The organism is Bacillus sp. URHA0034, assembly GCF_056280405.1.
Genome location: NZ_JBWCDK010000002.1, coordinates 6,006,957 through 6,021,058, shown reverse-complemented (window position 1 = coordinate 6,021,058; position 14,102 = coordinate 6,006,957). Strand labels below are relative to the sequence as shown.

Genomic DNA, 14,102 nt, shown 5'->3' with positions numbered 1-14,102 from the left:
AACTAGTGGTGAAAATATATGAACTTTATGAACAGCAAGGCATATTCCGCATTCGAGACTGCTTCGAATCTTCTTCTGATCAATTTGCTTTGGCTTTTAATGTGTTTGCCTATAGTTACGATATTTCCAGCAACAACCGCCATGTATGCGGTTATTAGGCAATCGGTTTTGTATAAGGATTCCAGTGTAATTAGACCTTTTTTCCGGTTTTTTAAGGAAAATTTCAAGCAGAGTTTTCTGCTAGGGATTATCTGGCTGCTTATTGGTTTTTTATTATATTTTGACTATAAGTTTATGAACCATTTTAGTTCGATCCGTCCTATTTTGCTGCCGATTCTATTCTTTTTTGGGATTCTATACTCTTTTTCAACCGTCTTTTTGTTTTCTGTCATGGTCCACTACAAAGCGAATTGGCGTATGGTCATTAAAAATGCGATCTTCATTTCAATTATTCATTTTCCGACAACCCTTTTGGGGCTGTTGATGCTAGTTGGAACAGCGATCCTTGCAATGGCATTGCCTATTACTGGTGTGATTATTTTTAGCATCAGTACTTATGGATTATTTTCCCTTTGCAACCGTTGTTTTCGGAAAATAGAACGGCTTAAGGGGGTGGAATCTGTCAAGGAACCATATGATGTCGAGTTTTTAGAAATATAAACTTTATTTTAGGGAGGATTAGGGAATGGAGAAAATTACTTTTATTGGGGCAGGCAGTACTGTTTTTGCGAAAAACGTTTTGGGGGATTGTATGATGGTTCCTGCCCTTGATGGCTTTGAATTTGCTTTATATGATATTGATGAAAAGCGATTAAGAGAATCAGAGGCTATGCTGACGAATCTAAGGAATCGTTACAATAAATCCATTAGCATTAAAGCCTATTTAGACCGGAGGGAAGCATTAACAGGAGCTAAATACGTAATCAATGCAATCCAGGTGGGCGGATATAGGCCAAGTACAGTAATTGATTTCGAAATTCCTAAAAAATATGGCCTTCGTCAGACCATTGCTGATACGATTGGCATCGGAGGTATTTTTAGAGCGTTACGTACCATCCCGGTACTATTCGACTTTGCGAAGGATATTGAAGAGGTATGCCCTGACGCTTGGCTTTTAAATTATACTAATCCGATGGCTTCCTTAACAGGGGCCATGCTGCGATATACAAATGTAAAAACAGTAGGATTATGTCATAGTGTTCAAGTTTGTACAAGAGACTTGTTTAAGACATTAGAGATGGATCCTGAAGGCGTGGAAGAAAAAATAGCTGGAATTAACCATATGGCTTGGCTGCTGGAAGTCAAAAAGAATGGGAAGGATCTATACCCTGAAATTAAACAGCGAGCATTAGAAAAGCAAAAATCTAAACATCATGATATGGTCCGTTTTGAACTAATGGATAAATTCGGCTTTTATGTAACAGAATCTTCTGAACACAATGCTGAATACCATCCTTACTTTATTAAAAATAACTATCCAGAACTAATTGAAAAGTTCAATATACCGCTTGATGAATACCCAAGGCGTTGTGAAAATCAAATTAAAGGCTGGGAAGAAATGCGCGAATCTCTTACCACTGACTCCAATCTTTCACACGTACGTTCATCAGAATATGGTTCAAGAATTATTGAAGCGATGGAAACAAATATTGCCTTTAAGTTCGGCGGCAATGTATTAAACACAGGCGGACTGATTAGTAATCTCCCTCGAAAGGCGGTTGTAGAGGTTCCTTGTATTGCGGACCGAAGCGGCATCATCCCTTGTTATATAGGGGAATTACCTGAGCAGCTGGCCGCTTTAAATCGAACAAATATCAATACACAATTGCTAACCATTGAAGCTGCCGTAACAAGGAAAAAAGAGTACATTTACCAAGCAGCTATGCTCGATCCACATACAGCGTCAGAGTTATCATTAGATGATATTGTCTCATTATGCGACGATTTAATAGAGGCCCATGGAGAATGGCTGCCTGCCTATCAAGATAAAAAACAGTTTATCGCTACGAATTAAGGTTAAAAATCTTTTACGGTGTAAGGACTCTCAATTGTATAATTGAGAGTCTTTTGTGACTTGGCGGCATATGAACTCAAGGATAGTCGGAGTTAAAGAAGGTTTATCGCTATTGTACGGTTAAGCATTAAGAAAATAGTTTAAGGAGTGGTCCAATTTGTTGGAAAATAATAAATTACCTTTATTTATTATTACTGGTGCGAGTGGGACGGGTAAAAGTACAGTGGTTCCATACCTTCAAGAGATGTTGGGTCACTTTGATGTGTTTGATATAGATGTCATATCGGAAGATGTTGGTGATTGGCAAAAACTTAAAAATGTCTGGTTAAAAATTGCAAGTAATATCGCTAAAAGCCATCGAATGACCGTTCTTTGTGGAACGATCATGCCTTGGGATGTCGAAAAATGCGTTACTTATCAAGATTTTAGTCATATTTATTATCTGAACCTTCATTGTAATGATGCTACTCGTGAAAAACGATTATCTAAAAGAGGTTGGTCAGAGGAACTTATTGAGGAACATAAAATTTTTGCAAAATGGCTGCTTGAAAATGCGGATAAAGCTTATTCTCCACCTATGCCTATCGTCGATACATCAAATCGTAATGTGGATGAAGTAGCGCTGAATATTAAAAATTGGGTGTTGAACGTTTTGGATAACTAATTTTTTCTTGGTTGGTTACAGAAATGAATAGAACCTAACCAACAAAAGGGAGCGACTATCTGAATTAAAAAAATTAAGTAAAATAAATGGAGTTATGAAAATCTTAGCTAAATGACACAGTAGCAACAGATTACTTGAATTCAAAGAGCATATTTCTTCAAAAGCGTATGATCAAAGGAGAGAACTCTATGTTAAAAGTTAATAAACCTGGAAAGATTATAATCCTAAACGGAACTCCTAGATCTGGGAAATCCGGTATTGCCGCTGTGATTCAGAATAGGTTCGAAGGTGTGTGGATGAACATAGGGGTCGATTCGTTCATGCAGATGACTCCCGAAAAATATCAGCCTGGGATAGGTTTGCGACCTGGCGGTGAACGCCCTGACCTTGAACCTCTCGTAACTATTATGTACCGTGCGATGTATGAGACGATTGCTCTATATAGTCGATTAGGGCTAAACGTCGTAGTAGATGTTGGTCACCATGAAGGGTATTCCATTCCATTGAACATTCTTCCAAATTGTGCTCGGATCTTAAATGGGCTTCCTGTTTGGTTTGTTGGCGTTTGTTGTCCAATCGAAATTGTCATGGAACGGCGGCTTAAAACTGGGTATATTGGATACACCGCTGATGGAAAAATACCAAAGCCAGTCAGTTTATGGCAGCAGCAAGTCCACGTACCTGGTATCTATGACTTGGTGGTCGATACATCAGTGCTCACTTCTAATGAGTGTGCTAAATTGATTCGCCAGCTGCTCGAAGATGGTCCACCCCCGACAGCTTTCCAGCGCATTGCAAAGAAGGGAGTTTAACTGAGTCTTTCTAGAAGTAAGTATGTGAATGACTCTATTTAAGCTTCCGTTAAATACGATTTTCTCTGGGGTTCGAATATGGCTGAAGAAGAACAGTTTTTCTCTCAGGAAAGTTTTCAATCTATTATGATCAATGTTCCCAAACATGTCCAAAATTCGAATTTCTTAGATGAAAATATACCTAGGTTTAAGGAATTCGTTTAGTTTTCCTGGCGATAATGATAAAAAGATTGATCAATAAAGGGCTATTCGTATGATGTAAATAGCCACAACAAGGAGAAAAACAATGTATGAAATAACCGTAAGACTCCCAACAAAAAAGATCGAGAGAATTGTTACATCTTTATACCACAGGGGCTACTACCAAACCTTTTATGAGGTTCCATTAGATGTAGTGACAGATTCCAACGGCTATGCCTTTGTTGAGAAGCAAAATGAAACAACAGAACTAAATATCTATATAAATAATTATCTCGAAGCAAAGGAACGACGAAATTTATTAGAATTATTAGCCATTGACGAATTTAGTCTCGTCGTTAAGGAAGTTAATGAACGGATTTACCAGCAAACGTTTAATGATATTTTCCTTGAGAATGGATGGGTCATCACCACACCCGATAGAAGGAATCATTACCACAAAGAAAAGCGAATTGTACTTGACTCCCAAGGGAATTTTGGTACAGGCTATCATGAAACTACAAAAGATTGTTTGAACTTCATATTAAACCGTGATTTTACAGGGTTGAGTGTTGCGGATATCGGAGCTGGTTCAGGAGTCTTAAGTGTTGCTGCAGCCCTTAAGGGAGCAAAATCTATCGATACATATGATATCCAACCGGTCGAACGAGAAATACTGTATCAGTGTGAATTAAATAGTGTCAAGCCGGTGAATGTGTTTCAAAGTGATTTAATCAAGAATAAAAATCGAATCAACAAACAATATGATTGGATTTTTATTAATATCGGAACGCAGGAAAATATTGATATCCTAAATGCCCAAAGACTCTTAGATTGCAAGGACACTACATTTATATTGTCAGGTATGCTTGAATGGAATTACTATCGGGTAGAGACTTTATTTAAAGAAGAAGGATTCCTTTTGGAGGAAAAGAAACAAAGTAACGAATGGGTGACATGCATTTTCAATTGATCGCCCTAAGAGGGAACCGTCTATTGCTGTACCGGACATGTTGCTGCATGCCTGGTCTTGTTTAATTTATTCAAAATCAGTTTTACTATAATTTAGTTGAAATGTTTAAGGACATGTCATAGCAAAAAGCATATGGTAAACACATATAAAAGCAGTGGATTTCTCAGCCGAAATCACACTGCTTTTAGCATTTTATTGAGTAATAATATGGTAAAATTGGTAAAAAGGCTTATGGTGTTAACGGGGTATTTGTTTAAGAAGAAAATGAAATTTAGGATTGCTTAGCTTATCTTGCAGATTTTCCACATTGGCTAGCGTACTCCTGCAGATGGAGGTAAAAATGGCATCTATTGTTTATATCGTAATATTAATTGTTAGTTTCCTATTTTTAGTGAAGAAAAAGAGCGATACAGAATCTTATTATCCGCTAAAAATCATGGGATACTTTGTATTAGGTTCATTTGCATTTAATTTCAATCAAATTTCACTTCCACTTGGGTTTGTAGTGTATTTGATCTTTTTTCGACCCAAATTAAATATAGATGTAAAACGACTAGCTGCTGTCTTTGGCGTTCTTGCGTTTATACTTACCCATTGGCTTTTACCATTTGCCATTAATGAATGGGAAAGTCGCCCAATATATATCGAACATCAACTTGGTTCAGTATATACGCTGAACTTTCAAGATGAAAATGAACGAATTAAGCAGGAATTAAATCTAGATAACAATAGTATGAGTCTTGAGGATTTTAAAGTAGACTATGTTAAAAATGGTAGAATTACAGACTTAAGATGGCAGCTACTCGAGCAAAATGGCGATAGCTATAATCTATATAAAATCCAATATGATGTTAGGAAGAGCAGGTATCAAGTTATGGATCGTCAGCTAGATATATGGCCTCAATACAATCGCTTAATTGATGCTGACCGTTTCTTTGAAAATCTTAATGTACTAAATATTAAAGATATTACTCATACTAAAGGTGACTTTTCTTCCTATAGTATACAAAGCTCAGGGCAACGGGAAAATTATGCAGTAAAAGATCCAACTCATTTTATTGTAACAAATGGAAAAATTCAATTATTAGATGATGATCAGCTGCCAGTTGAAGGATATTATATTTCAACTTTTGCAATGAAGAAAACAAGTGAAGAAAGAGATGAACAAGGACATATTACACAGGAAAGCTTCGATAGTACCGAACCAGCTGATTATCTATTTGATGTAGAATTTGGTGAGAAGTAAAATTATTGAAGACAGCTAGTAAGCTAAGTTCCAACTAACTAAGTGTACACTAAGAAGTACCAACTACAACGACTAAGGCATATCCTCTATTGGGTTTGCCTTATTTTATTCGCAAAAACATACACCAACCATTTTATTATGAAATGTAAATCCCTCAGTTTAATTTGACTTTCCCACGGTTATGAGGGGAATATAAAATTAGAAAGATGATTTATATGAAAGAATGAATAAAATATTATACTATTAATATGTTAATCATTGAAAAGAGGCAGTAGTGTGGCAAAAAAGAAGCATAATACAAATAACGCTCCTAGAAGGAAACGGTATAATCTAAAAGACCGTCTTCAAAACGCTAAAAAATGGGTTGACCACTATAATGGCAAACATATAGCAAAAGGATATAGTAATTGGTTTGGAGTAGACCTGTTATGCGCGATTACCGAGCTAGAAATACTAGGGTATAAATTTAAACAGTCTTACAAAAATCAGGTTAAAAACTCTCTCGCAGCTAGACAAAAACAAAAGGAAATAAGGAAGAGAGAAAAAGAACTGGAAGATGAATTTGGCGAAGATATGTTTTATTTTGCAGCTGGATATACTGAAAACGGAGTACCCTTTGGGATAACAAAAGCTGAGATGGAAGAAGATGAAGAAACTAACACGATCCTTCAAACACAAAATAGTAAATTACAATTTAGTATAGCCAATGATGATTTACCATTTTAGGCCTCTATACAGGGGTTGATTTCAACAAGACAAATCTATAGAAAGAATAGGGTGCGTATGAACAAATTTACAGTTTTAATTTTTAGCCTAATAATGGTCTTGATCGCAGGCTGCAGTTCAAACAACTTTGACATAAAACTATCTACACCTAAATCCTTTACACCAGGCCAAGCTACTCCCATCCAACTAACAATCTTCGATCAGGATGGTAAACCAGTAAAAGGTGCGAAGGTTAGTTCCATATTGGATATGCAGGGGATGAGTCATGGTGATGTTTCTATGAAGATGCAGGAAACAGAAAATGGGGTGTATGTTGGCCAAGCTAAATTGGAAATGGAAGGGGACTATACTGCAAACATTTATATAGACTCCAACGGGGAAAAATGGAAAGGTGAAAAAAGATTTTCCATTGTTTATAACAAAGCAGAATAAATTAAAAAAATAACAATCCTATATTAGCCGAAGTTCGAAAAATTTAGAACGGGCCAGCAAAAATCCTCGAAACCATTCATGATTTCGAGGATTTTTTTATAAATACATAATAGCTTGGATAGATTTTCATCAGGATACATGTGCGTTCTTTTTAACAAACCTTTTCTAGCCCTAACGATTATGATAAACTAATTTAGTCTACTCAAGTTATTTGTGTTTTTATATTAAAGTTTACTAGAATCCACTACAGAAAAGTATGTATTCTAAAATAGGTATAGATTTCATTACATAAGCACTACTCTATATGATTTATGTATAAATAAGATGATCATAGGATAATACTCTATAACATTATTAATTTTCCCAATCTTCGCTTTTTTAATTTGTCATCCGTCATTTCGTTGTTAAATAACAAATTTCTAATCGTAATTCATTAAAACAATCAGGAGAATGAAGTCTATATGAAATTTAGAACAAAGCTTTATGGTGGGTTAGGACTTATATTTCTTTTTAGCATTATCTTTCTCGTTATTTTAATTAAGATGATTAATCAACAGACCGTTAGCATGAATTCCGTCGTTTCCGATTTAGATGATCGGAAGTTGATGGCTTCGACTATTCAGTTCGAAGTTAGCAATATGGGCAGAGAGCTAAGTGAAATCGCCTCTATCCCGCCTGAAAATGTCCTTCCACAAGTAGTCAATGAATGGGAGCAATCCAGGTTAAATATTCACTCCTCCATTGAAAAACTAGGAAAGTTAGATAGACGTAAAGAAACACAGGCTTTACTTTCTAAATTTAATACGATTTACAAAACCTATGAAGAGGTCGGCAACCAAATTATCATTTTACAAAAAACGGATCAAAACGCTCATTTTGACAAGCTCATTTGGGGAGATGTCAAGCGCGATCGGGCACGGCTCCAGCAAATTACCGATTTATTAATTACCCTGCAGGAACAGGAAATGAAAGATCAACTTTTACGAACAAGGCAAACCTATAACCTTGAGTTAAACATGATTTATGTCCTAGTACTCATTGGTTTTCTTATCGGCCTTTGTGCTGCAATTTGGATTATTAGGGGCTTGACCAAAAACTTGCAGCGGGTGACGTCCGTCATGGGCAATGTCGCTCTTTATCATGGGACAAAGTTCCCGCGCATCGGGATTGCTACAAAAGACGAAATTGGAGCGATTTCTGTTGCCTATAATCAAATGGCTCAAACCTTGGAAGAAAAAGCGGAACAAGAAAAAGCATTAATCGAAAAAGCGGAGGAACATAGCTGGCTGAAATCAAAAGTGGCGGAGATGACTTCCATGTATACTTCCGTTGAGGATTATTCCACATTATCCCGATTATTTATCCAAAATATCACACCGATGGTAGAGGCGCATTTTGGTGTCTTTTATATTAAAGAATGTAGGAACGGTGATCAACGTCTGATCAGTAGGGCTTCTTATGCGTATAACCTTGATTCGGTTACGTCAAGAAGTTTCCATCTCGGGGAGGGACTTGTCGGCCAATGTGCGGCTGAAAAGAAACCGATTATGATTTCGGAGGTCCCCGACAATTATGTGAAAATTGCTTCTGGAATCGGTGAAGCATCTCCCAAAAATATCTTGATTCTGCCAGCTGAATATGAAGGAGAAGTTTTGGCTGTGCTTGAGGTCGCATCTTTTAAACCGTTTACTGCCGTTCAACAAGCCCTTCTTCATGAAGTCATGGACCATATCGGCATTACCATCAACAGTATAGGTAATCGAATGCAGGTCAAACATTTATTACAAGAATCACAGGCATTAACAGAGGAGCTGCAAAGTCAATCAGAAGAGCTGCAGCAGCAGCAAGAGGAGCTGCGAATCATAAACGAAGAGCTCGAGGAGCAGTATATACATTCGGAAGAGAAAAATAAGGAATTGGAGAAATTCAGTATTGCCTTGGAGGAGAAAGCACAAGAACTTGCTCAAACCTCCCAGTATAAATCTGAATTCCTTGCGAATATGTCACATGAGCTTCGGACCCCTCTCAATAGTTTATTGATTCTGGCTCAAATGCTAATGGAAAAGAAGAATGAAAATTTAACAGCTAAACAATTGGAATATATCCAAACCATTTATTCATCGGGAATTGATTTGCTTCATTTGATTAATGAAGTTTTAGATTTAGCAAAAGTGGAAGCTGGAAAAATTGAGGTCTTGCACGGAGAAGTTCCATTTGAAACGATTACGACCTTTGCAGAAAGATATTTTTCTCCTTTAGCTCGTCAAAAAGGTTTGGAGTTTGGTATTTTCTTAGCTGATGATTTACCGAAATCCATTTATACCGATGAGCATCGACTGAACCAAATTTTGCGAAACCTTTTATCCAATGCCTATAAATTCACAGAAAAAGGAAAGGTTTCCTTAATGATTAAAAAGGTGGTTCCAAGTGAATCAGCAAAGCAGACCGAACCATTGATCAGTTTTACCATTATGGATACAGGAATTGGGATTTCAAAAGATAAGCAGGAAGTGGTTTTTAATGCGTTTATTCAAGCTGACGGAACGATTAGCCGAAAATATGGGGGGACAGGCTTAGGCTTATCGATTAGTCGAGAGTTGGCCGAGTTGCTTGGAGGCTTTATCGATTTACAAAGTGAAGAAGGGGCTGGAAGTTCCTTTACACTTTACTTGCCCCTTCAACAATTGAAAGAAAATGAACAGTACGTTTCCACCCTACTAGAAACGGCTGCTGCCTTTCATGAGGAGGAAACGCATTCCAACGGCGCTGGTCATTTTCAACCGAATGAAAATATAAATGACGAAGATGCAACAAGGGAATACCCGTTAATGAATGGGAAGAAAATTCTAATCGTAGATGACGATATGCGAAATATTTATGCTTTATCCTCTGCACTGGAGGAATTTGAAATCGATGTTCTTTTTGCTGAGAATGGCAGAGAAGGGATCGAAGTGTTACAAGAATCTCCAGATATTGATCTCATTTTGATGGATATTATGATGCCGGAAATGGATGGATTTGAGGCTATGCGCTACATTCGTACGAAACCGGAATTTCAGAATTTACCCATTATTGCCCTAACAGCCAAGGCAATGAAACATAACCGGGAACAATGTATCGATGCTGGTGCTTCAGATTACATTAGCAAACCAATTGATGTCGATCAGTTATACTCACTGATCCAGGTTTGGCTATATAGATAGGCGGGGATAACCATGACCAATATCGATCAGAAACAAGACGTTCCGCAACTGCAGAAAATGGAGATGGAGTTATTACTTGAAGCCATTTACCGCCATTACGGATATGATTTTCGAAACTATGCTGCTCCATTCCTGCAAAGAAGAATTTTGAATCGAATGACCGCAGAAAAGCGAAGGACCGTCTCAGGATTGCAGGAAAAAATTTTACATGACACCCTTGCCATGGAGAGATTGTTTAAGGATTTTTCTATAAATGTAACAGAAATGTTTCGGGATCCCTCTTTTTTTAAGAGTCTACGAGAAAAGGTTATTCCTCTAGTAAGAGACTATCCAGCGATCCGCATATGGCATGTTGGCTGTGGTTCTGGGGAAGAAGTTTATTCGATGGCTATTTTGCTGCATGAAGCAGGAATATTGGAAAAAACAAAGATTTATGCCACCGATATCAATCAGGTCAATTTAGAAAAGGCGAAACAAGGTTCTTTCCCTTTAGAGAAAATGAAACTTTACACAACCAACTACATTCAATCCGGGGGGCAACAGGCTTTTTCAGAGTATTACTCGGTGAAAAATGAAGGAGCTTGTTTTTCTCCCTTTTTAAAAAAGAATATGGTCTTTTTTCAACACAATTTGGTTACCGATCAATCCTTTAACGAGTTTCATATCATTATTTGCCGAAATGTTATGATTTATTTTGATAAAAAGCTGCAAAATCATGTTCATCAGTTATTATATGAAAGTCTATTTTATTCGGGTTTTTTAGGGCTTGGAAATAGAGAGGAGATCCGTTTTACCAATTATGCAAAACACTATGAAGTACTCCATTCAGCAGAAAGACTTTACCGAAAAAACAAATAATCCAGACACGGAAATGATTAATATTTTAATGGTAGACGACCTTAAGGAAAATTTAGTCGCGTTGGAAGCAGTTCTCTCTTCACCCCGCTATCATTTGGTGACGGCAAGGTCTGGTGAAGAAGCGTTAAAATGCATACTAAAGCAAGATTTTGCCGTCATTTTGCTCGATGTTCAAATGCCAGGACTTAATGGTTTTGACACGGCAAAACTGATTAAAGCCAGAAAAAAGTCAAAAAATATTCCGATTATCTTTATTACCGCCATCAGTCAAGACATGGAACATGTTCTTCATGGGTATTCTGTTGGTGCGATTGATTATATCTTTAAACCGTTCAATCCCGAGACCTTAAAACAAAAAGTAGAACAATTTGTAAAAATTTATCATAGTCATACTGAGAGCTTAAAACAGTGCGAATGGAAAAAATCGATTGAGCTTGAGGAAGTTCAACTCAAATTGAATCGTACAACGGTTGATTTAAATAAAAATGAGACTCTATCAAAGGTGATTGGTGAAACCTTGCTGGACACGATTGTTACCTTTGATGAATCGGGAGTTATTTTATCGGTTAATCCGATGGTTCAAGAAATGTTTGGCTATTTTACTGAGGAATTAATAGGGAAGCATTTAGCCACACTTCTTCCAGTGGTAAAGCAAAACGGCGAACGGATGGAGCCCTTATCCATTCCATCACTTACCAAGTTCTCGATTGGAAAAATACTCGAGGGGGTAGCCGTAAGAAAAGATAAAAACCGTTTTCCTGTTGATATTCAAATTGGAAAAGCGGCCATCGAAAATAATCCTCTTTTTGTATGTACCATTCGTGATGTGACGGAACGGAAAGAAATCGAGAAAATCAAAAACCAACAATTCCATCTTCTTAAAAAAGTAGTGGAAGAACGAACATTAGACTTGTTATCTACCAATGAGAAGCTAAAAGAGGAAATTAGCGAGCGGAAAAAAGTAGCGGATGACCTATTTGTTTCCCATGAACGCTTTAAAAAGATTTTTGAGGCTAGTCCTTGCTTAATGGCGATTCGTTCCATCAGTAATGGAAGATTTATAGATGTTAATAGAACATGGCTAGATTTAACTGGTTATGAATATGAAAAAGTAAAGAATCAGATGTTCGACTGGGCCCTTTTTAGGTGTATGGAGGGGAATCAGAACGATTTAGCTGAGCTCGAGTGGAATAAACCGTTGAGTAATCTAAAGATCAAGTACCAATCAAAAAACGGGCAATTGCGCAGTGGTTTGTTATCAACGGAAATCATTGAAATCCAGGATGAAGCCTGCGTTCTCATCTTGGTCAATGATATTACGGATCGAGAGAATTTAGAGAAAGAAATGTTTCGGTTGGACCGATTAAATTTAATCGGCGAGATGGCTGCTGGAATCGCACATGAAATTCGCAACCCGATGACAACGGTGCATGGTTTTTTGCAAATGTGGAAAAGTACCAGCGAACCGCTTTCACCTGAATACATCGATCTTATGCTAGATGAATTAAACAGAGCAAATAGCATTATTAAAGAGTTTTTAACGCTTGCCAAAAATAAGGCAAGTAACAAAACCAAACAATCCTTAAATAGAATCATCGAAACCATCCTCCCCTTAATCAACGCAGAAGCGAACCTGGCTGGGAAACGAGTTCAGCATCAGTTGGAGCCATGTCCTGAACTGCTCTTAGATGAAAAAGAAATTCGGCAGCTTTTCTTGAATCTGGTCCTAAATGGACTTGAGGCGATGGATTTTGGCGGGACTCTTACTGTTAGAACCTACCATGAAGAAGATCTGGTTATTTTAGAAGTGAAGGATTGCGGAAAAGGAATTACAGCCGACATTTTGGACAAAATGGGTACTCCTTTTTTTACGACAAAAGACCAGGGGACTGGATTGGGACTAGCAGTTTGTTATAGTATCGCCGATCGGCATCAGGCAAAAATCAACGTGGAGTCGGGGCATGAAGGAACCTGTTTTTCGATTTGTTTCCAGTGTTCAAATAAAAAACAGTTGTTGAATGGTGAGAACCAGTGAAGAAAAAATGGAAGATCCTACTTGTTTCCGCCTTCTTTTTCTGTGGTTTATTGGGTTACTTTTACAAAGCATATGCAGCCGAAAAGCCGACCGTTGCTGTCGTGTTGAAAGGAACAAAGTCGGAGTATTGGGCGATTATCGTCGCTGGAGTCGAAAAAGGCTTAAAAAACTTTGGAGTGAAAGGGAAAATTTATGCTCCTGACCTAAATAATGAAGAGCAACTCTCTATTTTGAAACGGGTCTTAAAGGATAAACCGGACGCCCTTATATTCGCGCCGAACGACCCTCCAGCCTCAATCCCTGTCTTAAAGGAATTTAAAAAGAACCATATTCCCGTGCTGCTTGTTGATACGTCGGTCAATTGGCCTGGTCAAACCTCCTTTATTGGAACCGATAACCCCTCCTTAGGTGAAAAAGCGGGGGAACTATTATCCTCGATGCTGCAGCCGGGAGACAAGGTTGCATTGATCGGGAGGATTTCAAAAGATCATGTAAGTGAAGAGCGGATTCAAGGGGCAAAAGAGGCTTTACATACAGTTGGAATTGACACGGTTGACGGGAAGATACGGGTTGATGATCCTGACGGTAAAGTGATTCCCATTATCGCTCAATTGCTGAATGATCATCCTGATTTAAAAGGTGTGTTTGCCTCTGATGATCGAATGGCTTTAGAAGTGATCCAGTATGTAAAACAAAAAGGATTGAAGATGCCAGTTGTCGGGGCAGATGGTATTATTAAAATGCTTAAATATCACGAAGATGGAACGTTGACAGGCTCCGTTGCACAGAATCCATATGACATGGGCTATATCAGTGTCCAAAATGCTTTAAAGGCGATAAAAGGGCAAAGAGTTGAAAAAAGGATAAACAGTGACGTTGACATTATTACAGCGGATAATGCTAAAAGCAAAATAGAATTTTTAGAAGGTATATTAAAAAAGTAGAAATAAATAGAAAAGATA

Annotated in this window: 12 protein-coding genes; all 12 read left to right on the top strand. The window is 37.6% G+C overall.

Features of this window, described 5'->3' with window-relative positions:
* Positions 1 to 18 precede the first annotated feature (18 nt).
* On the top strand, positions 19 to 660 hold the full coding sequence (locus tag ACZ9EE_RS31325; protein ID WP_476032510.1) for a YesL family protein: 642 nt from the start codon (positions 19 to 21) through the stop codon (positions 658 to 660).
* 25 nt (positions 661 to 685) lie between these two features.
* Positions 686 to 2,014 (top strand): alpha-galactosidase, encoded by a 1,329-nt coding sequence (melA, locus tag ACZ9EE_RS31320; RefSeq protein ID WP_476032509.1) that lies wholly within the window; start codon positions 686 to 688, stop codon positions 2,012 to 2,014.
* Positions 2,015 to 2,171: 157 nt separating this feature from the next.
* Positions 2,172 to 2,678 (top strand): AAA family ATPase, encoded by a 507-nt coding sequence (locus ACZ9EE_RS31315; protein ID WP_476032507.1) that lies wholly within the window; start codon positions 2,172 to 2,174, stop codon positions 2,676 to 2,678.
* A gap of 188 nt (positions 2,679 to 2,866) precedes the next feature.
* Positions 2,867 to 3,490: a chloramphenicol phosphotransferase CPT family protein gene (locus ACZ9EE_RS31310; RefSeq protein WP_476032505.1), complete on the top strand. Its 624-nt coding sequence runs from the start codon at positions 2,867 to 2,869 to the stop codon at positions 3,488 to 3,490.
* A 286-nt stretch (positions 3,491 to 3,776) separates the two neighbouring features.
* The gene (locus ACZ9EE_RS31305) at positions 3,777 to 4,640 is read left to right on the top strand and encodes a 50S ribosomal protein L11 methyltransferase (protein WP_476032503.1); all 864 of its coding nucleotides are present in this window, start codon (positions 3,777 to 3,779) and stop codon (positions 4,638 to 4,640) included.
* A gap of 340 nt (positions 4,641 to 4,980) precedes the next feature.
* Positions 4,981 to 5,886: a hypothetical protein gene (locus ACZ9EE_RS31300; RefSeq protein WP_476032502.1), complete on the top strand. Its 906-nt coding sequence runs from the start codon at positions 4,981 to 4,983 to the stop codon at positions 5,884 to 5,886.
* A 276-nt stretch (positions 5,887 to 6,162) separates the two neighbouring features.
* Entirely contained in the window at positions 6,163 to 6,612 is a 450-nt protein-coding gene (locus ACZ9EE_RS31295; RefSeq protein ID WP_476032500.1) for a hypothetical protein, read from the top strand.
* Positions 6,613 to 6,669: 57 nt separating this feature from the next.
* Positions 6,670 to 7,044 (top strand): FixH family protein, encoded by a 375-nt coding sequence (locus ACZ9EE_RS31290; protein ID WP_476032498.1) that lies wholly within the window; start codon positions 6,670 to 6,672, stop codon positions 7,042 to 7,044.
* Between the two features lie 461 nt (positions 7,045 to 7,505).
* Complete coding sequence (locus tag ACZ9EE_RS31285; RefSeq protein WP_476032496.1) at positions 7,506 to 10,247, top strand: response regulator; 2,742 nt, start codon at positions 7,506 to 7,508, stop codon at positions 10,245 to 10,247.
* Between the two features lie 12 nt (positions 10,248 to 10,259).
* Positions 10,260 to 11,105 carry a CheR family methyltransferase gene (locus tag ACZ9EE_RS31280; protein WP_476032494.1) on the top strand — a complete coding sequence of 282 codons (846 nt, stop codon included), beginning with the start codon at positions 10,260 to 10,262 and terminating at the stop codon, positions 11,103 to 11,105.
* Entirely contained in the window at positions 11,059 to 13,140 is a 2,082-nt protein-coding gene (locus ACZ9EE_RS31275) for a PAS domain S-box protein (protein ID WP_476032492.1), read from the top strand. The genes ACZ9EE_RS31280 and ACZ9EE_RS31275 overlap by 47 nt, the downstream gene beginning before the upstream one ends.
* The gene (locus tag ACZ9EE_RS31270; protein ID WP_476032490.1) at positions 13,137 to 14,084 is read left to right on the top strand and encodes a sugar ABC transporter substrate-binding protein; all 948 of its coding nucleotides are present in this window, start codon (positions 13,137 to 13,139) and stop codon (positions 14,082 to 14,084) included. Before ACZ9EE_RS31275 ends, ACZ9EE_RS31270 begins: the two co-directional genes overlap by 4 nt.
* Positions 14,085 to 14,102: the final 18 nt, after the last annotated feature.